The organism is Clostridium sp. Marseille-P2415, assembly GCF_900155545.1.
Lineage (GTDB): Bacteria > Bacillota > Clostridia > Lachnospirales > Lachnospiraceae > Lacrimispora.
Window position 1 is genome coordinate 1,524,195 of sequence record NZ_LT732526.1, and the last position, 19,735, is coordinate 1,543,929.

Annotated in this window: 22 protein-coding genes and 2 tRNA genes; 9 read left to right on the forward strand and 15 right to left on the reverse strand. The window is 43.5% G+C overall.

Annotation, left to right across the window (positions count from 1 at the left end):
- Positions 1 to 6: 6 nt before the first annotated feature.
- From BQ9856_RS24865 to BQ9856_RS11955, 3 genes are all read right to left on the reverse strand, one after another.
- The gene (locus tag BQ9856_RS24865) at positions 7 to 147 is read right to left on the reverse strand and encodes a hypothetical protein (RefSeq protein WP_200801300.1); all 141 of its coding nucleotides are present in this window, start codon (positions 145 to 147) and stop codon (positions 7 to 9) included.
- Positions 140 to 1,501 (reverse strand): bifunctional folylpolyglutamate synthase/dihydrofolate synthase, encoded by a 1,362-nt coding sequence (locus tag BQ9856_RS11950; RefSeq protein ID WP_235839196.1) that lies wholly within the window; start codon positions 1,499 to 1,501, stop codon positions 140 to 142. Before BQ9856_RS11950 ends, BQ9856_RS24865 begins: the two co-directional genes overlap by 8 nt.
- Positions 1,502 to 1,791: 290 nt before the next feature.
- Positions 1,792 to 2,175, reverse strand: coding sequence for a RidA family protein (locus tag BQ9856_RS11955; protein ID WP_077611239.1), 384 nt, complete (start codon positions 2,173 to 2,175; stop codon positions 1,792 to 1,794).
- Positions 2,176 to 2,434: 259 nt separating this feature from the next.
- On the opposite strand from BQ9856_RS11955, the gene BQ9856_RS11960 reads away from it, so the two are divergent.
- A complete protein-coding gene (locus BQ9856_RS11960) occupies positions 2,435 to 3,049 on the forward strand; it encodes a DUF1836 domain-containing protein (protein WP_077611240.1) in 615 nt (204 codons plus the stop codon).
- Positions 3,050 to 3,109: 60 nt separating this feature from the next.
- On the opposite strand, the gene BQ9856_RS11965 is transcribed toward BQ9856_RS11960, so the two are convergent.
- Together BQ9856_RS11965 and BQ9856_RS11970 are read right to left on the reverse strand one after the other, a co-directional pair.
- A complete protein-coding gene (locus BQ9856_RS11965) occupies positions 3,110 to 3,412 on the reverse strand; it encodes a YerC/YecD family TrpR-related protein (protein WP_077613354.1) in 303 nt (100 codons plus the stop codon).
- An 83-nt stretch (positions 3,413 to 3,495) separates the two neighbouring features.
- Positions 3,496 to 4,305, reverse strand: coding sequence for a Cof-type HAD-IIB family hydrolase (locus tag BQ9856_RS11970; protein WP_077611241.1), 810 nt, complete (start codon positions 4,303 to 4,305; stop codon positions 3,496 to 3,498).
- Positions 4,306 to 4,460: 155 nt separating this feature from the next.
- On the opposite strand from BQ9856_RS11970, the gene BQ9856_RS25460 reads away from it, so the two are divergent.
- The 4 genes from BQ9856_RS25460 (at position 4,461) to BQ9856_RS11985 (ending at position 7,684) form a co-directional block, all read left to right on the forward strand.
- The gene (locus BQ9856_RS25460) at positions 4,461 to 4,592 is read left to right on the forward strand and encodes a hypothetical protein (protein WP_268875591.1); all 132 of its coding nucleotides are present in this window, start codon (positions 4,461 to 4,463) and stop codon (positions 4,590 to 4,592) included.
- Positions 4,593 to 4,667: 75 nt separating this feature from the next.
- Positions 4,668 to 5,675: an ABC transporter substrate-binding protein gene (locus BQ9856_RS11975; RefSeq protein WP_077611242.1), complete on the forward strand. Its 1,008-nt coding sequence runs from the start codon at positions 4,668 to 4,670 to the stop codon at positions 5,673 to 5,675.
- A 329-nt stretch (positions 5,676 to 6,004) separates the two neighbouring features.
- A complete protein-coding gene (locus BQ9856_RS11980) occupies positions 6,005 to 6,346 on the forward strand; it encodes a GIY-YIG nuclease family protein (RefSeq protein WP_077611243.1) in 342 nt (113 codons plus the stop codon).
- A gap of 375 nt (positions 6,347 to 6,721) precedes the next feature.
- Positions 6,722 to 7,684, forward strand: a complete 963-nt coding sequence (locus BQ9856_RS11985; protein WP_077611244.1) for a glycoside hydrolase family 43 protein — start codon at positions 6,722 to 6,724, stop codon at positions 7,682 to 7,684.
- A 152-nt stretch (positions 7,685 to 7,836) separates the two neighbouring features.
- On the opposite strand, the gene BQ9856_RS11990 is transcribed toward BQ9856_RS11985, so the two are convergent.
- The 3 genes from BQ9856_RS11990 to BQ9856_RS12000 all read right to left on the reverse strand — a co-directional run bounded on the left by BQ9856_RS11990 (position 7,837) and on the right by BQ9856_RS12000 (position 9,451).
- A complete protein-coding gene (locus BQ9856_RS11990) occupies positions 7,837 to 8,136 on the reverse strand; it encodes a YmaF family protein (RefSeq protein ID WP_077611245.1) in 300 nt (99 codons plus the stop codon).
- Positions 8,137 to 8,281: 145 nt separating this feature from the next.
- Entirely contained in the window at positions 8,282 to 8,548 is a 267-nt protein-coding gene (locus BQ9856_RS11995) for a hypothetical protein (protein ID WP_077611246.1), read from the reverse strand.
- Positions 8,549 to 8,560: 12 nt separating this feature from the next.
- Entirely contained in the window at positions 8,561 to 9,451 is an 891-nt protein-coding gene (locus BQ9856_RS12000; RefSeq protein WP_077611247.1) for a LysR family transcriptional regulator, read from the reverse strand.
- 112 nt (positions 9,452 to 9,563) lie between these two features.
- On the opposite strand from BQ9856_RS12000, the gene BQ9856_RS12005 reads away from it, so the two are divergent.
- Positions 9,564 to 9,851: a NifU family protein gene (locus BQ9856_RS12005; RefSeq protein WP_077611248.1), complete on the forward strand. Its 288-nt coding sequence runs from the start codon at positions 9,564 to 9,566 to the stop codon at positions 9,849 to 9,851.
- Between the two features lie 42 nt (positions 9,852 to 9,893).
- Here the strand turns inward: BQ9856_RS12005 and BQ9856_RS12010 are convergent, their stop codons facing one another.
- The 6 genes from BQ9856_RS12010 to BQ9856_RS12035 all read right to left on the reverse strand — a co-directional run bounded on the left by BQ9856_RS12010 (position 9,894) and on the right by BQ9856_RS12035 (position 16,927).
- Entirely contained in the window at positions 9,894 to 10,247 is a 354-nt protein-coding gene (locus BQ9856_RS12010) for a hypothetical protein (protein ID WP_235839197.1), read from the reverse strand.
- A 23-nt stretch (positions 10,248 to 10,270) separates the two neighbouring features.
- On the reverse strand, positions 10,271 to 11,578 hold the full coding sequence (locus BQ9856_RS12015; protein WP_077611249.1) for an acetyl-CoA hydrolase/transferase family protein: 1,308 nt from the start codon (positions 11,576 to 11,578) through the stop codon (positions 10,271 to 10,273).
- A gap of 4 nt (positions 11,579 to 11,582) precedes the next feature.
- The gene (locus BQ9856_RS12020) at positions 11,583 to 12,899 is read right to left on the reverse strand and encodes an acetyl-CoA hydrolase/transferase family protein (protein WP_077611250.1); all 1,317 of its coding nucleotides are present in this window, start codon (positions 12,897 to 12,899) and stop codon (positions 11,583 to 11,585) included.
- An 18-nt stretch (positions 12,900 to 12,917) separates the two neighbouring features.
- Positions 12,918 to 14,372 carry a 4-hydroxyphenylacetate 3-hydroxylase family protein gene (locus tag BQ9856_RS12025; RefSeq protein ID WP_077611251.1) on the reverse strand — a complete coding sequence of 485 codons (1,455 nt, stop codon included), beginning with the start codon at positions 14,370 to 14,372 and terminating at the stop codon, positions 12,918 to 12,920.
- 69 nt (positions 14,373 to 14,441) lie between these two features.
- A complete protein-coding gene (locus BQ9856_RS12030) occupies positions 14,442 to 15,557 on the reverse strand; it encodes a 4-hydroxybutyrate dehydrogenase (protein ID WP_077611252.1) in 1,116 nt (371 codons plus the stop codon).
- Between the two features lie 11 nt (positions 15,558 to 15,568).
- On the reverse strand, positions 15,569 to 16,927 hold the full coding sequence (locus tag BQ9856_RS12035) for an aldehyde dehydrogenase family protein (RefSeq protein ID WP_077611253.1): 1,359 nt from the start codon (positions 16,925 to 16,927) through the stop codon (positions 15,569 to 15,571).
- A gap of 385 nt (positions 16,928 to 17,312) precedes the next feature.
- Between BQ9856_RS12035 and BQ9856_RS12040 the strand changes: the two genes are divergently transcribed.
- The 3 genes from BQ9856_RS12040 (at position 17,313) to BQ9856_RS12050 (ending at position 18,519) form a co-directional block, all read left to right on the forward strand.
- Entirely contained in the window at positions 17,313 to 18,260 is a 948-nt protein-coding gene (locus tag BQ9856_RS12040) for a 2-hydroxyacid dehydrogenase (RefSeq protein ID WP_077611254.1), read from the forward strand.
- Positions 18,261 to 18,366: 106 nt separating this feature from the next.
- Positions 18,367 to 18,439 (forward strand) — tRNA-Ala (locus BQ9856_RS12045).
- 6 nt (positions 18,440 to 18,445) lie between these two features.
- Positions 18,446 to 18,519 (forward strand) — tRNA-Val (locus BQ9856_RS12050).
- A 192-nt stretch (positions 18,520 to 18,711) separates the two neighbouring features.
- On the opposite strand, the gene BQ9856_RS12055 is transcribed toward BQ9856_RS12050, so the two are convergent.
- The coding region (locus BQ9856_RS12055; RefSeq protein ID WP_139348654.1) for a transposase at positions 18,712 to 19,735 on the reverse strand (1,024 nt) is incomplete at its 5' end.

Sequence of the window (19,735 nt, forward strand, 5' to 3'; positions counted from 1 at the left end):
AACCGCCTATTCCTTGCTGACTTCTTTTATGAGATCCATCATCAGGTCATTCATATCCGTCAGATCGCTTCTCACAATGGCATCCTCAATGGCATCAACCTCCAGGCTCGGCCTGTAATCGTTAATCTCAGCTTCAAAATCAATCATATCCGTTCCTCCTTAAAACCGTTTTTATCTCGCCCATCAGGTAAAGGGAACCTACGCAAAACAACAGATGTTCTTCATCCTTTTTTTGCAGCATGTACAAAACAGCCTCCTCTACCGACTGAAATTCATTTAAACCACAGCCGCAGACATTCTGAAACTCCTTAAGAAGAATCTCTGTATTAAGTCCTCTTTCTGAATCAATATGAGCTACCGCCACCTGGTCCAGAGGCAATGCTGCGGCGATTTTTTTTATCATCTTATCATGGTCCTTCCCGGACACTGCGGAAAACAGCAGATAAGCCCGTCTCTTCCTGTCCCTGCACAACCCGGCTGCCGCCTTTACAAAAGCCTCGATCCCTCCCGGATTATGGGCTCCGTCAAGAAATACTCCCGGCAGTGCTTCTTCCATTCTGGCAGGCCAGCGCATGTGAAGGAAACCCTCTTTCATCTGTTCTGCTCCAATGAAAAGCTTCAAAACTCTATGTAACCCTGCTGCCTCCAGGGTCCGAAACGCAAGAAGAGCATTCATTACCTGGTATTCGGCTGCCGACGGGACCGTAACTTCAAGAAAACTTCCCTTTGTACTGTAAAATCTGGCTTCATAGCCCTTATCTCCGTATCCGGTTATCTCATAGCCCTGCCTGTCCACTTCATAGAAAGGAGCGCAAAGCTCCTTTGCCCTGTTACGAATGACTTCAGAGGCCTCCTGGTCATTTCCGTCAAAAACAACCGGCACACCTTTTTTTATAATTCCAGCCTTTTCGGATGCAATTCTTTCAATGGTATCCCCCAGATATTCCGTATGATCCAGACTGATGGAGGTAATTACCGATACCAGCGGATGCCTTATGACATTAGTCGTATCAAGCCGCCCTCCCAGACCGGTCTCCAGAATCACAAAATCCATTCCTGCTTTATGAAACAGATCCATTGCCATATAAAACAGAAATTCAAAATAGGATGGATGGCAGAAGCCTTTCTCCGCCATCCTGGCAGAAAGCGCTCTGACGGCTTGGCAGCTTTCTTCAAAAGCGGCCTCCGGTACCATCTCTCCGTTGATACAGAAACGCTCTCTCGTTTCTGTCAGATGAGGTGAGGTAAACGTCCCCACCCGGCAGCCGGCCTCAGTCAAGACAGACTGGAGAAATGCACATACGGATCCTTTTCCGTTGGTCCCTGCCACATGAAAAATCTTCATCTTTTCATCCGGTTCCCCCATCTCACAAAGGAACTTCCGGATATCTTCCAGCGAGTTTTTCTTTCTGGCCCACATGGGAATCCGGTCCAGATACTCTTCTGCCGTTTCGTCAACTTTCATCGTAAGCGTACCAACTTCCATATTTATATTTAACATGATTTTCTTTCATAAGGCAAGCAAAAACCGGCTTAAATTCAGAAAATCAGCCGTTCAATGAGCCCAGGGCTTATCGAACTTCCTCAATTTATTATAATATAAGTCCGTCAATATGCAACCCATTTCTTTCGCAAAAAGCCCTTTATTTCTACAAGACCTCTCGAAATACAGCTTTTTTAATAGAAACAGAAAAAGAGAGCACAGCCCTCTGGAACACCATAATGCATTCCAGAGCGCCATACTCCCTGCTTTTGTTCCCCTAAAAAACAAATGCACAGAGACTATTTCGATTATTCGCCGCAATAAGCGATAGCTTCGATCTCAACCAGCGCATCCTTTGGCAGTGCCGCTACTTCAAAAGCAGCTCTTGCCGGACATGCGCCTTCAAAAAAAGTTGCATAAACCTCGTTCATTGCTCCAAAATCACTGATATTCTTTAATAAAACGGTCGTTTTCACCACGTTAGCCATGGATAAGCCGCCGCTTTCCAGAATCGACTTGATATTTGTCAGGGACTGTCTTGTCTGAGCCGCGATATCTTCACCGGCAAACGCGCCGGTAGCCGGGTCAATGGGAAGCTGTCCTGATACAAATACATAATCGCCTCCGCGGATGCCCTGAGAATACGGGCCGATCGCTGCCGGCGCTTTTTCTGTAGCCAATACTTTTTTCATAATTATGTATCTCCTTTCATCTTTCCTGCCCACGTTTTCTGGGCATAGAGGTATACCCGTGGGTGTTTCGTTCATCACTCTGATAGTTCTAGATTAGCACACATTCTATAAATGTCAAGAAACTTTTTCAGGTATTCTCAAAAAAATTTAGTCTATTAAAAGCTTTTCCCCCTTGTCATCTGGTATTGAATACTATATAATATGATTAAGGGGTTTATCCCTTGTGTGCGGCTGCGCGCCACACAGAACGGAGGAACGTATGAAGACTAACGACGAGAGAATACAGGATATTTTAAAGCGTCTGGAGACTTTAAGCCATATCAAACCGGAAACCATTCCGAACATAGATTTGTATATGGATCAGGTCACCACCTTCATGGATGAACATTTAAAAGATACCAAACGCTATCCTGAAGACAAGGTCCTTACCAAGACCATGATTAATAATTATGCCAAGAACAACCTGCTTCCCGCTCCCAATAAGAAGAAGTATTCCAAAGAACATATCCTGCTTCTTATATTTATATATTATTTTAAAAATATGCTTTCCTTTAACGATATCGAACAGCTTTTCCGCCCCATCACGGAGAAACATTTCAACACTCCGGAAGGCCTGCCCTTAGAAGAAATCTACAAGGAAATCTTTTCACTGGAAGCAGAGGAAATGGACCGGGTAAAGAAAGATATCGTTGAAAAATACGAACGCGTCGGAAAGACCTTTGAGGATAAGGGGCTGGAGGAAGATGATGTGGAATATCTTCGTCTGTTCGCCTGGATCTGCGGGCTTTCCTTTGACGTATATTTAAAGAAGCAGATTATCGAACATATCATTGATGATTTAAGGGAAGCGGAACCCATAAAAAAGAAAAAATAACACAGGAAGGACAGGGGGCAGGAGGACAGGAACCGTCCATGGTTTGTCCCCCGTCTTTCCTTAACCTTCTCTCTTCTCATCTTCCAGGCGTTTAAATACCATATCATATCCGTCGTTTCCGTAATTTAAAGAGCGGTTCACACGGCTGATAGTAGCAGTTGATGCCCCGGTCTTTTCCGCAATCTCCAGATATGTACGGCCTTCCCGCAGCATTTTGGCCACCTCATACCTTTGGGACAAGCTTAAAAGCTCATTTACCGTACACACATCCTCAAAAAAGGTATAACACTCTTCCGGTGTCTTTAAGGTCAAAATGGCTTCAAACAGATGGTCTACCGCATCTGTCTTAATCTTTTTATTCATAATATTAATCAATCCCCTTTTTCTTCCTTTTGCTCTTAACTGAATTTTAGCATATTAAAGTCGTAAAGTCCACCCCCGGAGCATCAGGAAAGCATAAATTTTTCCACAACGTGGGCAATGCCGTCATCATCATTGGAACAGGTCACATAGTCAGCCGCCTTCTTTACCGGAAGGACCGCATTTTCCATGGCAACCCCAAGTCCTGCATATTGAATCATGGATAAGTCGTTATATCCATCACCACAGGCAATCATCTCGCCCCGTCCCATGCCAAGCCTTAAAAGCAGCCGTTCCAGGCTTGCAGCTTTGTCAATCCCCTTCGGAAGGATTTCCAGAAAATAAGGTTCTGACCGGTAAACGCTGTAATCACGCCCTAAAGCAGCCTTTACTTTAGGCTCCACCATGGCAAGGTAATCCCCTTCTTCAAGCATCATGAATTTTACAACAGGAAACTGCACGTAGCTTTCCATATCCTCCACTTCTTTCACTTCCAGCTTATTGACGGCGGATTCCTTACACACATATTCATCTGCAGCATCCGGGGTGACAATTAAGTCATCCTCATAGGTAAGAATGTTCACCCCATGCTCCCTGGCCATGCGGATAATTTTCCGGTTGGAGGATACAGGCAGTTCTTTTGCAAAAACAGTTTCCCCGGTCCTGCAATCGATCATGCGTCCCCCATTAAAGGACAGAATATATCCCCCTGACTTCTGAAGCTCCAGCTCTCTGGCAAGCGGCACCACCCCATAGGTAGGCCGTCCGGAAGCCAGCACAATGACTCCCCCCTGCCTTTTTAATTCAAAAAGTGCCTCCTTGGTTCTGGGTGTAATCTCCTTATTCCGGTTGGTCAGAGTCCCATCCAAATCCAGCACAATCATCCGATAGTCCATTGCATATCTCCTGCTTTTGTAAATTTTACTATAGCAGTATAACATAATTTCTCTTCTTATTCCATGTTAAAATATACAAATATAAAAATGACCGGAACCGGCACTTGTCAGCTTTCATACAATGCACTAGGAGGAACGAATAAAGGGAGAATGATATGAAAAAGACAATTGCCTTACTCCTAGCGGCATCCATGCTGGCCATCTCCCTGACAGGCTGCAGAACCACAGCCAGAAAACAGATAAAACCGCTCTTCTTCCATGTATCTGCCGTAACCATGGAATTATAAAATTTTTTAAGACAAAGTACGTTCTCATATTCTCATAATAAAATGTAGTATTAAGGTTTCCCAAAGGAGGATTTTATGAGAAAAGCCTATCACATTCTTCTGGCGGCCATGCTTACCGGAGCTGCTTTACTTAGTTTGACTTCTTGCGGTTCAAAAGCAAATGCATCCGATTTAACAAAGGTCACCTTAAATGAAGTTGCCCATTCGATCTTCTATGCTCCTCAATATGCAGCCATTGAACTGGGATATTTTAAGGAGGAAGGCATTGACTTGACCCTGGTCAATGGAGCCGGAGCCGACAAGGTAATGACTGCTTTGATTTCAGGTGATGCGGATATCGGATTTATGGGTTCTGAGGCCAGCATCTATACTTACGCCAACGGTTCTGAGGATTATGCCGTTAACTTCGCCCAGCTGACCCAGCGCGCCGGAAACTTTCTTGTAGGAAGAAGCGGCCAGCCTGGTTTTAAATGGACGGACATAAAAGGAAAAAAGGTTCTCGGCGGAAGAGCGGGCGGTATGCCGGAAATGGTATTCGAGTACATCCTAAAAAAGAATGGCATCGACCCTGCCACGGATTTGACCATTGACCAGAGCATCAGCTTCGGTCTGACTGCCGCCGCTTTTACCAGCAATGATGCAGACTATACCGTAGAGTTTGAGCCATTTGCCACAGGGCTGGAAAAAGAAGGCAGCGGATATGTGGTCGCTTCCCTGGGGGTTGATTCCGGCTATGTACCTTACACTGCCTACAGTGCCAAAAAAAGCTATCTGGAAAAAAATCCGGAAACGATTCAGAAATTTACCAACGCCATTCAGAGAGGCCTGGAATACGTGAATTCCCATTCTTCTGAAGAAATCGCTAAAGTGATCCGGCCTCAGTTTAAAGAAACCGATGCAGATACCATAGCAACGATCATTGAACGTTATAAGGATCAGGATACCTGGAAGAAGGATACCGTGTTCCAGAAAGACAGCTTTGAGCTTCTGGAAAACATTCTGGAGGAATCCGGACAATTAAAGGAACGGGTTCCTTATGAAACTCTTGTGACCACTGTTTATTCGGAAAAGGCAGCAAAATAATTCCGCCTTAATTAATCCTGCCACCAGTGATGTAATCTCATTTACAGGACCGTATCTGCTGCGGTCCTGTATTCTTTTGTCCAGATCTTAATTGATAATATTCCATTCATTCCGAGACAGACAGTCCTTGCAGACGAATGGCTGAATAAATGCATAGATTGATAACTCTACGGAGCGTTTATTGAAAAACCTATAACCAAAAGCTACAATTATTTCGTGGGGAGTAAACCATAGAAAACGATAAAGTCATTTCAAAATGGGAGTGTGAATCGGGTCTGAAGTATTATGAATTTAAGAATATAATTTTTTAGATGGATGGTGAAAAATAAATGGAAAAACTTACAAAAAAAGCCCTGAAAGAGCAATATAAAAACAGAGTACTCATTGGTGGAGTGTACTGTATTAAATGTAATGGCAATATTAATCTCTGGATTCGGGCAACAACAGATATGCAGGGTTCTCAGAATCGTTTTGCATTTTCTGTATCAACTGATTTCTGCCCTGAAACATGTATGATTGAAGCATGGAATCAGTTTGGTGCGTCTGCTTTTTCCTTTGAAATACTGGAGGAAATACAAAAGAAGGAAACACAAACAGAACGTGAATTTTCTGATGATGTAAATACTTTGTTGGAAATATGGACTGAAAAGTTAATGGAGAGGGGAAAATAGAAGAAAACTATATGCCGAATAAAACAGTATCAAATGTAAGGGGGGACAGCCCAGAAACGATACATATATTCCTGTACAGCAGAACTCGCTGCCAAAAATTTCAAGTTAAGTTGACCGTCTACCAAACATGCAGTAAACGTCTGCTTTGATGTTTTTCCGGGCGCTACAGTGATATCACTGCATTTTGTGATGTCTTCTGCTTCCAGATTAACATTCAAAGCTTCCTCTGTCGGATTAACTAAGTCAACCGTAACCGTATAATCTGCAGAATCTAAATCCACTTATGTGAGGGTATTGTCACAAAAGCATATATTTAAGTATATATTTATATTACATTATATAATTAAATAAAACTGATTAAAGGAGGCGCAAAGGATGAGATCAATATTGAAATTGAAGATGTTATTGCGAACAATTGCTGTATCCGTGCTTGTATCCCTGATAAGCACAATACCGGTTCAGGCTGCTTTCTGGGACCTTACCGGGGACGTGGGTTCTCACGATCCCACACTAATTAAAGAGGGGAATCTCTGGTGGTCACCTTGTACCGGTACGGGTCTGGCAATGAAATACTCCTCAGATGGGTTGGCGTGGCATAATGGAGTGCAGATTTTTGCATCGGAGCTGCCCTGGTGGAGGAACTATGCTCCCAAGATGGGAACAAATGATGTATGGGCCCCGGATATAGAGTATTATAATGGACGGTATTACATGTACTACTGCGTATCGGAATTCGGAAAGAATAATTCAGCCATCGGACTTACCTCCTGCTCCAGTATTTTGACTGGTGACTGGAGGGATGACGGAATGGTTATCTCCTCAAAATCCGGTACCAATGCATACAATGCTATCGATCCGAATATGGTAATTGACGCCAATGGGAGCCCCTGGCTTATATTTGGATCCTGGTTTGACGGTCTGCATATTGTAAAGCTGAATACGTCCACAATGAAACCGACCGGTACCATTTACTCCATTGCTTATAAATCCGGAGGTATTGAGGGAGGCTCCATGATTTACAAGGACGGATATTATTATCTCTTCGCCTCCATCGGCGTCTGCTGCCAGGGCGTAAATAGTACTTATAAGATCATATATGGCCGTTCCACCAGTATTACCGGACCATTTAAGGATAAGAACGGTACGAGCATGGCAGACGGAGGAGGCACCATCTTAGATTCCGGTAATTCCAAGTGGAAGGGTCCGGGCGGACAGGATGTATATAAGAACGGAAATAACTATGTAATTGCACGCCATGCATATGATGCAGATAATAATGGAGCTCCTACCTTATTAATCAGTGATCTGTATTTCAGTAACGGATGGCCATCCTATTAACAGCACAGTAGAGGAATCCAAAATCATGGACCACTAAAATATAAAATGACATGTCAGCCAACCAATACTGGCCGGCCATGAACAAGGCAAAGGGCTGCCTTCCCCAAAAAAGGCAGCCCAGACTTATAAAGTTTACCGCTGAAGAAGATACCTCATCCATTGTAAATTGACGTATATCCGGCGAATGAATGAATATGCATATCAGGTATGAATGCTGCACTGGTAATACCGCTGTAATAGTGATAATGACCGCCATCAACGTAAATTGCAGGACTTGTTGCGATCCTGTAATTATGGACATGACTATCATTAAAAGATGTAGTTCCTTCCATATAATGGATATGGCCTACGCTATCAGGGTCGGAGCTTGTCATTCCTGAATATTCATGAAAATGTCCGCTGTCAAACGTTGTACTTCCACTATAGCTATGTCTGTGTAATTCGTTTGGCATTTTAACCACCTCATTGTATTTATTGATGGAAACCCAGAGATTGTTTTATAAACCCAATGCTTGAAAACATGGGCATTGCCTCTCTATAAAAGGGGAATTCATATTGTCATTTTATGTTAAGGTCATATGTATTGTTACAAACCACTTATCCCTTTGTGCCCGTTTGGGAATCCAGTTCCGTATAAAGGGGCTTTCCTGCTTCATTTTTCGGTATCTGATCCAAACACCGTACCAGGACTGATCTGGCACATCTCCGGATGCATCCACATACTACCAGCCAGTAATCACACGGTTGATTTGCAGATATCCCCACGTATTCATAAAGAGAATTCTCTTCTATAAATCTTCTCACCCGTCTGACTCTGTCATATACCGGATTACAGCCACCGCAATACTTGATTCCTATTACCATTCAATCCTCCTGCTATTCCTGACATTCCAGCATATATTGAAGTTTTTTGGCAACCGGATTCAAAGGCCGGTTGGTGTCGCTTACGATACAGATATCGCGCTTCGGAATTGGTTCATGCAGCTTTATCTCAACAATCTCTCCCTGATCAATAAAAGGACGGGCAAACTCTTCCGGGACAAAACCAATGCCAAGATTTTTTGTTATAATTGGAAGAATCAGATCCATAGTCGCTACTTTAATCGCAGGCTGCATGGTCAGCCCGCAGGATCGGTAAAATTCCCGTAAAAAGGAAAACGTGCTTGTGGAACTGGACATGGTGATCAGCGGAAGTTTTGACAGTTCTGATAAGTACGCAGTGCCGGACCCATACTCCTTATACTTAATTCCCCCCACTAATAAGCTGTTAAAGGGCTTAACTCTGACCACCTTTAATGTCTGTTCCTCTTCAAAAGGTGTTGTTATAATGGCCAAATCAATCTTTCCGGCTTTTAACTCATTTAATGTCTGATGTGTATTATAATTGAAAATATTAAGTTCTACCTTTGGATATTGTTCCTGAAATAAATTCAGCCTTGCCACCAGATAAGATAACATGGCGATCTGTGTGGCTCCTACATTTATGTACTCATGCTGCGCTCCCAGAAGTTCCCCCAGTTTTTCTTCCCCCTGAAGCAGTTGTCTGCATGCAGGAGCAACATAGCCATAAAGCAATTCCCCTTCTTCTGTTAGCTTGACTCCTTTTCTGGAACGGATAAAAAGCTTACAGCCCAACAGGTTTTCAAGATTCTGCATGCAATAAGTTACCGATGGCTGGCTGGTTACCAAAGCATTGGCTGCTCTGGTGAAATTCTTATATTTAGCCACATAATAGAAAACTTTATAATGTTCGAAATTAGCAGTCATACCATTACTTCCTTCTCTTAATTTTTATCTGCATCCATAAGATATTTATATCACTGTCATAATTGACAAACGTCCAACGCACTGATAAACTACTATGCAAAGGAGGTTTCATATGGAAACTACGGTGAAACAAATAGAAGCAATACTTGATGAAAAGGTGCGTCCGATTCTGAAAGAGCATGGAGGGGATGTAACGATACAAAGTCTGGAACACCAGATCCTGAAAGTAAGACTAACCGGTAAATGTTCCGGATGCCCTGCTGCCCACAGTACAAATGAGGAACTGATCACGTATGAGATCCAGACCGCTTTCCCCACCGTAAAAGATGTTGTTCTGGTGGAAGAAATAAATCCGGAACTGCTTGACATGGCACATAAGATACTTGGGCATCAGTTATAATCCCTGTTTATATCAAAACAGCCATGTTATTCTGACCCGAAATCAGGATTCCGGGTCTGTAACATGGTAATTTTTCATACCTCCATCTCTTTCTTTATCCAATTTTACATTTCTTTTATAAAGCCACATATCGTATGTAATTTCAACAAAATTCAAAAAATAGAAAAACCAGGACAGAAAGAACAGCCAGTCATAGGCAGAATGTGCATAATAATACAAAATATATTTTCTGGCGATCCCAAAAATATACCCCAGCCATATAAAAAACTCAAAATGCAGACTCTTTCCTTTTGCAGTTCTCGATACATAAGACTTATAGATTGAAAACGGCCAGGACAGCCCAAATCCGACAATCATAAGCGTTTCCAATAAATTTGATACCATTGTTATGTCCATATAATTCCCCCTTAGATTCGCAGTTAAAATGCTTCCCTGAAACGTTTCTCAAATTCTTCTGTCAGTCCGTCGCGGAATTGCGGTGCGGCAATTTTTATCAGTTCTCTCCCCCGTTCCCTCAGGGATTTCCCCTTTAAATGGGCGATTCCATATTCAGTTACAATATAATCCACGTCATTTCTACTTGTGGTCACAGCAGCTCCTTCCGTCAGAAAAGGGACGATCTTTGATATGGTTCCTCCCTTGGTGGCAGATCCAAATGCGATGACCGATCTTCCTCCTTTCGATGCGGAAGCACCTCTGATAAAATCCATCTGTCCCCCGACTGCAGAGTATTGCTTCAGTCCGATCGACTCCGCGCAGACCTGCCCCATCAGATCAATCTGCAAAGCCGAATTAATGGATACCACATTGTCATTCTGACTTATGACAAACGGATCATTTACATAGCTTACAGGCATCATACATATGGCTGGATTATCATTTACAAAATCATACAGTTCTCTGGTACCCATCATGAATGTAATTACCATCCTGCCTCTGTCTATATTTTTCTTTTTTCCGGTAATTGCGCCTGTCTCATACAGATCCATAATCCCATCGGAAATCATCTCGGAATGGATACCCAGATCCTTTTTATCCCCCAAAAACTTCAAAACCGCATCTGGGATCGCACCGATTCCAAGCTGCAGACAGTCTCCGTCACGCACAAGACCGGCAATATTGGCTCCGATTTTCTCCTCTACTTCCCCGATTGCCGGACGGCTGTGTTCATGAATGGGTTCCTCACTTTCAACAATGGATTCCAGTTTGTTTACATGAATAAAATTATCCCCCATGACTCTCGGCATATTGGGGTTTACAACTCCAATTACCTTCGTTTCCGGTCTTTCTCCAACTTCCTTTGCAAAATCGCAGGATAACCCATAACTGCAGTACCCATGTTCATCCGGCTGGGACAGAGTTACAAGAAATACATCTGCCGGTTCTGTATTGGTCACGAAATCAGGAATCCGGTGAAAGAAAACAGGTACAAAATCTCCTTTTCCCTCTGCAATATAACTTCTGCTTCTGGCTCCTATAAACAGAGAGGAATATTTAAAATGCTTTTCCAGCCCCGGCTCAAAATATTTGCATATCCCCATATCATGCTGCTGGACAATATGGATATCCCTTAAATCCTGTTCCACTACATAATCCACCATTGCACTTACAAGCAAATCCGGTTCTGCTGCCGCATGGGCAATTAACACCGTATCGCCGGAACGGATTATTTTTACTGCCTCCTGAGGGGAGGTTACCTTTGAAGCATACGTTTTTCTCCAGTCCATAAGCTTACACCTCCTGATATTTTTCTGCAAACCGTCTCTCAAATTCTTCTGCAAGATCATCCCGGAACTGAGGGGCAGCAATTCCAACCAACTGACGTGCCCGTTCTCTGAGCGTATTTCCCTTCATTTTAGCGATTCCATATTCTGTTACAATATAGTTCACATCATTCCTGCCGGCAGTTACGGTACCTCCCCTGGTCAGATAGGGAACAATTTTTGAAATCGTGCCTTTTTTTGCTGTTGAAGGAAAGGCCAGAATAGACCGTCCTCCTTTTGAGAAAGAAGCTCCCCGGATAAAGTCCACCTGACCGCCGATCCCGGAAAACTGTTTTAACCCGATTGCTTCGGAACATGCCTCTCCCATAAGGTTTACTTCTAAGGAGGAATTGATGGAAACCAGGTGATCGTTCTTTCCTATGATTACCGGATGATTGACATAATCCACCGGTGCCATATAAATGCCGGGATTGTCGTCTGCGAAATCATACAGCCGTTTCGTTCCCATAAGGAATGACACCACCATCTTATCCCGATTAAAATTCTTTACCCGGCAGTTGATAACCCCCTTTTCATACAGATCAATCACACCATCGGAAATCATCTCAGAATGAATGCCCAGATCCTTTTTATTCCCAAGAAATTTTAAAACTGCATCCGGGATGGCCCCGATCCCAAGCTGCAAACAGTCCCCATTGTTAACCAAAGAGGCAATGTGTTCTCCTATCGCCATCTCTGTCTCACCGATTTTAGGAAGCCCCAGCTCCGGTAAAGGCGTATCATCTTCCACAATCACATCGATCTCGCTTACATGGATAAAACTGTCTCCCAGGGTACGCGGCATATTGGGATTTAAGACTGCAATCAGTTTCGCACCCTCCACCTCTGCTGCCGGTTTTGTATAGTCACAGGAAACACCAAAGCTGCAGTAACCGTCTTCATCCGGCAGGGACAGAGTTGCCAGTACCACATCCGGCCGTTTTATATTGCGGTAGAAATCAGGCGTCTGGTAAAAGTAGCAGGGTGTGAAATCTCCCCGTCCGCTGTTGACACAATCCCTGGTTTTCGCCCCGAGAAAAAGGCTGTTTTCTCTGAAATGTTTTTCCATTCCCGGCTGGGCATAGAGGGAATGCCCCATATCCACCTGCTGAAAAATTTCAATCTCCCGTAAATCAGCTTTAACCGCATAATCCACCATTGTATCAACTAATTTAACCGGTTCCCCCACCGCATGGCCAATTACCACGCGGTCGCCGGATTTTATTGTCTTAACGGCCTCTTCCATGGTTTTCAGTTTTGATGTATATATTTTTCTCCAGTCCATACTTATGTAACCTCACCTTTATTCCTGTTCTTTGATTTTTGCAATCGCTTTGGCAAGTTCTTTCTTCCTTCCAATGTTGCCCTGGCGTGATATCATAATGCGCTGTGCCTGCGGAGAACCTGCACCGTGCATGGATTCTGTCCGATAACCTACTGCTGCAGTTCCCAGGGTCAAATTCTCAATCAGACGCAGGATTCTAAGACGATTTTCCGTAGACACCCCTTCGGTTCCTTTTAAATACTTCCTCACATAGCCGCCGATCTCCGGATTGTCTAAATCCTTTTCAGAAGGAGCCGTTACCATAAGACCTCCGGCAATGTCCTCTGCCAGACGGGCGATTTCATATGGGAATCTGGTGACATTCTGTTTGCATACATTGGCAAGCAGAAGATCAATGATATAGTTCCCTGATTCTGTCGGTGTTCCCTCGGCAGAGCATGCAATCCCGCAGCAATACAGAGTTTCATTTAAATGGGTCATTTCGATTAATTTGTCTTTGATATGAGAAGCCTTCGGAACTCCGTTATAATCTGCTGCCAGCGCGGCTGCACCAATTAAAACATCCCCCACGCCCACTTTACAGCCGCCATAGGACTGTCTGTGGTATCCTGCAAAGCGCTCAACCAGCATCCCTGCAAACTCAAATTCCCCGTTCATAAAGATCCGGTCATTGGGAACAAATACATCATCAAATACCACAAGAGCTTCCACTCCGCCGAATTCACTGTTTCCAACATCCATCTGAGAGTCTTCCAGCTTCCTTGTATCACAGGACTGTCTTCCGATAATCATTGTAATACCTTCTGCATCGGTGGGAACTGCAAAGGATACCGCAAAGTCTTTGTCATCCGGTCCCATAGCAACGGTAGGCATAACAATCACTTCCTGAGAATTGATGATTCCGGTCTGATGAGCCTTTGCTCCTCTTACTACGATTCCATCGTCACGGCGTTCTACTACCCTTAAATACAGATCCAGATCAGGCTGTTCATGGGGTGCCAATCCTCTGTCACCTTTCGGATCTGTCATCGCTCCATCCACGGTTAAATCCTTATCCTGAACCATGCGGAGATATTTTTTAAAATTATCATGATAATGAGTCCCATACTTCTGATCAATCTCATAAGTGGTGGACCACTCCGCGTTAAAGGCATCCATTCCCACACAGCGCTGGAAACAGGCAGCCGTTTTCTGACCGCACAGTCTCTGCATTTTAACCTTTTTGATAAGATCATCGGTGCTTCTGTGAATGTTAGCAAACCGGTTGATTTTACGCCCGTCATCCAGAGTTACCGTCATCAAATCCTCATATTCCGGCATCTGTGCCAGATCGTATGTAGCTTTTACAGAATTAAGGGATGGTCTTAGAATCGGATGGTCTATTGGGTTTTCTATCTTTTCCCCAAACATATAAATATTCAGCTTCATGTTACGCATGCTTTCTACAAATTCTTCCCCTGTCATTAATGCCATGATCCTCTCCTCCTTTTGCTGCGCTCCTAATATATCTCTTTGATTTGGAGCACAAGCATATATTCTAAATTAATATAGTTCCTGATAAATTTTTAAAACCCTCTCCGCATTGAAAGGTACAAAATTATTTGCCATCAGTCTGCTCTGCTGTTCCATAACGCTCTTTGTGAAAATCTTTAAATCCTCCGGCTTGACACCGTATTCATGAAGCGGTTTTTTGGGAATAATTGTGCTTAACAGTTCATCCAGCTTGTCATAAACCACATTGGCATCACAGCCCAGCAATCCGGACAGCTTCTGGTTCAGAACGGCAATCTCACCCTCCTTACGAATCTCCATATAATTTTTCAGTACACCGGTAAACATCGCATAATTGCTTTCTCCATGAGCCACATGATAGGTCCCTCCCAAAGGATAGCTGGTGGCGTGGACGGCAGCACAGCCTGCGGTTCCAAATGCGATTCCTGCATAATTGCTGGCAATTAAAAAGTCCTTCATAAGTGGTAATCTGGCATCTTTTCCATTGGCTGCAATGGCCTGATAACCTTTTAAAATCATCTCAATCGCCTGATACCCAAACAGCTTGGTATAAGATGTTGCCTTAGGAGAAAGGCTTGATTCTACCGCATGGACCAGCGCATCAATGGAACTGGTTGCAAATACGGAAAATGGAAGCCCCTTTAAAAGCTCAGGTACCAGTACGGCATGCTCTGCATACATATGGGGAGATACAAGACCTACCTTTGTACCAAGCCTGGTTCTGTTGATAATGGAAATATTTGTTACCTCGCTTCCGGTCCCGCAGGTCGTCGGCAGAATGACCAGTTCATGCTTCTTTTTTATACTCTCCGGATTGGCATAAAGAGAATCCAGAGAATCTCCTGCTGATACTGCCAGCACTTTCGCAATATCAATGACCGTACCTCCGCCAATCGCAATAATTCTTTTACAGTTATATTGATCCGCCGTTTTTAAAATGGCATCCACCATAACGTCCGTAGGTTCTCCTGTGCCATATGCTTCCTGAAAAATGGCAGGAACGTTCAGACCCAGATGTCCGAAATACGGCTGATATATGTATTCATTCGTCAACACCAGATCCTGACTTCCCAGATCAAATTCTTTTGCAAATTCCGCACAGGTATTAAAATATGAAATCTGAGACTTTAAGATAATTTCATTCATGCCCTGCCCTCCTAAGCAAAAATTTCTTCATCAGATGGCTGCTTCCAATCCTTCTTAATAAATGCAATCCGGCTTTTGTTCATCAGATGGGTGTAGAACAGATTTTCACTGATCGCGTTGTTGCCCCAGCTTCCACAGCCAAGGGTTGTGGTAGGATTCAGAGAATTTGCAAAGGCTCCCCCTGCCATACTGGAACAGGTCTGGTTGACTACCACACGGCTTACCGGCAGCTTCACACCTGCATATTCAATATGCTCCTGGTTATCCGACTGGATATCTGCCGTGTGTCCTTCTCCTTCATAAACCAGATTTTCATACGCAATCTGTACTGCTTCCTCCCATGTCTTATAGCTGTATGCAGCCATGACCGGACACATCTTTTCCTTACTCCAAACCACACCGGCACCGTACTTTTCAGGTTTTACTACCAGCACCTTTGTAGTTTCCGGAACAGTGATCCCGGCTAGTTTTGCAATCGTCTGCACCGACTGTCCGACTACCTTTTTGTTAATCACACCGTCTGGAAATACCACATCTGCCAGTCTGTTAAGCACTGTCTGGTCATCCATATAATAAGCGCCCTGGGAAACAAACTCTTTTATAACAGTGTCGTAATCTTTTTCGGGAGCAATGATACTCTGGGTACCGGAACAGATAATCCCATTATCAAAGATACGGCTGGCTATCATGCGGCCTGCCGCTGCCTTGTAATCAATCCCCTCATCAATAAGCCCCTGGACATTCCCCGGTCCCACACCATAACTGGGTTTTCCGCTGGAATAAGCAGATTTTACAACTCCCATTCCGCCGGTAGCGATCACCGCATCGCAGGCAGCCATCAGTTCATTGGTCAGATCAATGCTGGGGTCTTCAATTACCAGGAATATATCTCTGGGCACCCCCATCCGGTCTAATTCTTTATAATATAATTCCGCTACCGCCATGGCACATTTCTTACTGCGGGGATGAGGAGCAATAATAATACTGTTCTGACATTTTACCGCATACATGGCATTGCACATTGGTGTTACAATCGGATTGGTACAGGGTGTGGCTGCTGCAATGACTCCCATTGGCTTAGCCACCTCAATTAACCCTGCTTTTTCGTCTCTTCCAATGATGCCTATGGATTTCCTGCCTTTTAAGGCATTCCAGATAATTCTGGATTTTGCTTTGTTTTTGGCAACCTTGTCTTCATAAACGCCCATTCTGCTTTCTTCCACTGCCAGCTTTGCCAGTGACTCTGCATGTTCGAAAATCACCTTTCCAAACATCTTTACAATTTCGTCTGTTTTTTTCTGGTCATAGGTACTCAAAATCTGCTGTGCCTTTCTGGATCGTTCTACCAAATGTTGAATGATTTGACTCATTTTATTCCTCCTTGTTAGTGATTTTTTTAACATTGTTTCCAGTTATTATTTTAACGCTTTTTCCCCTTGAAGGAAAATACAAATAACTTATCATAAACAATAGAATTTTTGTATAGTTTTTTTTTTGCACTTTAACTAATTTTTATGGTTGAAAATAATTATGAAGATTATAAAATCCTGAAAACGCTGTCTTTATCAAGTTATTTTTTTAACAATCAGAGCAGGAATTCTTCCTGTTTTGTTTATTTGAAAACTGAACTCTATCGAATCGGTATAGAAATATAAATCCCACCTTTTTTAATCTTCCAAACAGTGGTATAATGAATTTTGCAGGGCCGCAGTCACTGCGGCCCTGAAATATGATACTATGATTGGAGTGATTCTTATGAATATCGTACTGCTGGAATCCCTGGGAATCCCGGACAGCATACTGAATGAATGCGCAAAGCCATTGATCGAAGCAGGACACAGCTTTACCGCTTATCCCAAAGACACGGACCCTGATGTACAGATCAAACGGGCCGGGAAGGCGGATGTCATCATGATTGCCAATATGCCTTTATCCGGGCAGGTGATCTCTGCTTGTGAGAACTTGAAATTCATTGATGTAGCCTTTACAGGCGTTGACCACGTAGACCTGGAGACTGCAAAATCGAGAGGAATCCATGTCAGCAATGCGGCCGGTTATTCCACCCAGGCTGTGGCAGAGCTGACCATCTGCATGATGCTTTCTCTTCTCCGGAATGTACCGCAGGTTGAAGCCCGCTGCAGGGAAGGAAAAACCAAGGACGGACTTGTGGGCTGTGAACTCATGGGAAAGACAGTGGGGATCATCGGCACCGGCGCTATCGGTACAAGAACTGCAGAGCTTTGTTCTGCTTTTGGCTGCAGGGTTTTGGGATACAAACGCCGCCCGACAGGAAACGAGCCCTCTTTTATCGAGTTCGTATCTCTTGATGAACTGCTGTCCCGTTCCGATATTGTCAGCCTCCATTGCCCTTTAAATGAAGATTCCCGTCATTTAATAAACAAGGATACCATCGCTAAAATGAAAAAGGGCGCTTACATAATCAACGCAGCCCGGGGCCCTGTGGTGGATTCCCATGCCCTGGCCGAGGCTTTGAATAACGGCTATCTTTCCGGTGCCGGAATCGACGTTTTTGAAACAGAGCCTCCTCTTGACCCGGCCCATCCGCTGCTTAACAGCAAAAATACCATAGCCACACCTCATGTAGCCTTTGCTTCGGCAGAATCCATGGAAACCCGTGCAAGAATTGTGTTTGACAACATCACCAAATGGCTGGAGGGCCGTCAGACTAATGTGATTCTTTAAAAAATGCAGAAATAAAAAATCAGGTCCGGTTCCATTGCCAGGAATATTTTTTTATTTGTGCAAATAATACTTGTAATTCAGAATCTTCGTGCTATAATTTAGGCATGGGGATATAGCTCAGCTGGGAGAGCGATGCGTTCGCAACGCATAGGTCACGAGTTCGAGTCTCGCTATCTCCACGAAATGGAAGTATAGCTCAGCCGGGATGAGCGTTCGCCTCACACGCGAAAGGTCATGGGTTCGAGCCCCATTACTTCCATTTTTCAATAAACAGCAAAAGAAGCGGGGCTGTCGCACTAGTTGATTAAAATCAGCTGGTGCCCAGCTCTTTTGAGTGCTTTTAGAGTTCATTTTTATTCTGGATTTACGAACAAAGAAAAATAGCAGACAACTACTATACCTCTGATTGTTCAGCGGCTTTTAGTTGTCTGCTATTTAAGGTTTTTTAAATTTATGCGCTTTCTTTAAGGTTAAACAGATGTGTTCCTGTACATTCTCTTTGGATCTTATGGTGCAGCTTATTCACGTTGTGAGCCATTGCAAGAAGAACGCTTTCCGCAAGTACATTGTTTTTCCCTCTGCATAGATAGCGATGGAAATTCATATCTGTTTTCACATCAGCAAATGAACCCTCAGCCTGGATGCTTCTGTTCATTCGAAGCTGACAGCCTTCATCAGAGAGAATACGTTCCAGATCTTCTGCTCGTTTTTGTTGGAACACCTTTGATACTTCAAGCCGTTTTACTCGTTCTTCAAAAGGTATCTTACTGTTGTTTCCTTTGATACATTCCCTTTTGTACGGACAATCATAGCAGTCCTCACAGGTATAGATGTTTTTTCTGATTACATAACCCGTTTTGCTTTTCCCTTGTTTCGTACCTGTTAAAACAAGTTTTTTCCCGGCTTTGCAGGTATAGCAGTCGTTTTCTGTGTTATATTCCATGTTTTCTCTGCGGCTTATATCTGTTTTATATTTTCGCGTCTTGGAAATCTCATAGTTTGCAGGCTTGATGAATGAAACCTGTTCATTTTCTTCAATATATAGGTAATTCTCCTCGCTTTCATATCCAGAGTCCGCTACGATGTTTTTATATTTGAAATTTAAATGTTCTTCCATATCTTTCAGAAATGGGATCAGTGTTGTGGTATCTGTTGGCTGTGGCCCGATCGTAAGCCATGTGATGTATTCCGAATCCACACCATGCTGAAGGTTATAGCCTGGCTTCAGCTGTCCATTCAGCATCGCATCTTCTTTCATTCGCATAAAGGTTGCATCTGGATCCGTTTTTGAATAACTATTACGACTACCGCATTGGTAGATTTTCTTTGTGTATTCTTTCAGCTTATCCAGATATTCTTCTAGTCGCTCAATTGAGCGCTGCAACTGTGTTTTACGTTTTCCGATTCCATGGACGAATTCAATTCCTTCTTCGGCTTTGATCTTATAAAGTTTTTTGCGGAGTTTCTTTACATGA

Bases quoted from the DNA above. Each gene is read 5' to 3' on its own strand.
- BQ9856_RS11975 (WP_077611242.1), top strand. From the start codon at position 4,668: ATGAGAAAAGCCTATCACATTCTTCTGGCGGCCATGCTTACCGGAGCT.
- BQ9856_RS11990 (WP_077611245.1), bottom strand. From the start codon at position 8,136: ATGCCAAACGAATTACACAGACATAGCTATAGTGGAAGTACAACGTTT.
- BQ9856_RS12030 (WP_077611252.1), bottom strand. From the start codon at position 15,557: ATGAATGAAATTATCTTAAAGTCTCAGATTTCATATTTTAATACCTGT.
- BQ9856_RS11960 (WP_077611240.1), top strand. From the start codon at position 2,435: ATGAAGACTAACGACGAGAGAATACAGGATATTTTAAAGCGTCTGGAG.
- BQ9856_RS12010 (WP_235839197.1), bottom strand. From the start codon at position 10,247: ATGGACATAACAATGGTATCAAATTTATTGGAAACGCTTATGATTGTC.
- BQ9856_RS12000 (WP_077611247.1), bottom strand. From the start codon at position 9,451: ATGACTGCTAATTTCGAACATTATAAAGTTTTCTATTATGTGGCTAAA.
- BQ9856_RS12025 (WP_077611251.1), bottom strand. From the start codon at position 14,372: ATGGCATTAATGACAGGGGAAGAATTTGTAGAAAGCATGCGTAACATG.
- BQ9856_RS12005 (WP_077611248.1), top strand. From the start codon at position 9,564: ATGGAAACTACGGTGAAACAAATAGAAGCAATACTTGATGAAAAGGTG.
- BQ9856_RS12035 (WP_077611253.1), bottom strand. From the start codon at position 16,927: ATGAGTCAAATCATTCAACATTTGGTAGAACGATCCAGAAAGGCACAG.
- BQ9856_RS12020 (WP_077611250.1), bottom strand. From the start codon at position 12,899: ATGGACTGGAGAAAAATATATACATCAAAACTGAAAACCATGGAAGAG.
- BQ9856_RS11950 (WP_235839196.1), bottom strand. From the start codon at position 1,501: ATGTTAAATATAAATATGGAAGTTGGTACGCTTACGATGAAAGTTGAC.
- BQ9856_RS25460 (WP_268875591.1), top strand. From the start codon at position 4,461: ATGAAAAAGACAATTGCCTTACTCCTAGCGGCATCCATGCTGGCCATC.
- BQ9856_RS11955 (WP_077611239.1), bottom strand. From the start codon at position 2,175: ATGAAAAAAGTATTGGCTACAGAAAAAGCGCCGGCAGCGATCGGCCCG.
- BQ9856_RS11970 (WP_077611241.1), bottom strand. From the start codon at position 4,305: ATGGACTATCGGATGATTGTGCTGGATTTGGATGGGACTCTGACCAAC.
- BQ9856_RS11980 (WP_077611243.1), top strand. From the start codon at position 6,005: ATGGAAAAACTTACAAAAAAAGCCCTGAAAGAGCAATATAAAAACAGA.
- BQ9856_RS11965 (WP_077613354.1), bottom strand. From the start codon at position 3,412: ATGAATAAAAAGATTAAGACAGATGCGGTAGACCATCTGTTTGAAGCC.
- BQ9856_RS11985 (WP_077611244.1), top strand. From the start codon at position 6,722: ATGAGATCAATATTGAAATTGAAGATGTTATTGCGAACAATTGCTGTA.
- BQ9856_RS12040 (WP_077611254.1), top strand. From the start codon at position 17,313: ATGAATATCGTACTGCTGGAATCCCTGGGAATCCCGGACAGCATACTG.
- BQ9856_RS11995 (WP_077611246.1), bottom strand. From the start codon at position 8,548: ATGGTAATAGGAATCAAGTATTGCGGTGGCTGTAATCCGGTATATGAC.
- BQ9856_RS12015 (WP_077611249.1), bottom strand. From the start codon at position 11,578: ATGGACTGGAGAAAAACGTATGCTTCAAAGGTAACCTCCCCTCAGGAG.
- BQ9856_RS24865 (WP_200801300.1), bottom strand. From the start codon at position 147: ATGATTGATTTTGAAGCTGAGATTAACGATTACAGGCCGAGCCTGGAG.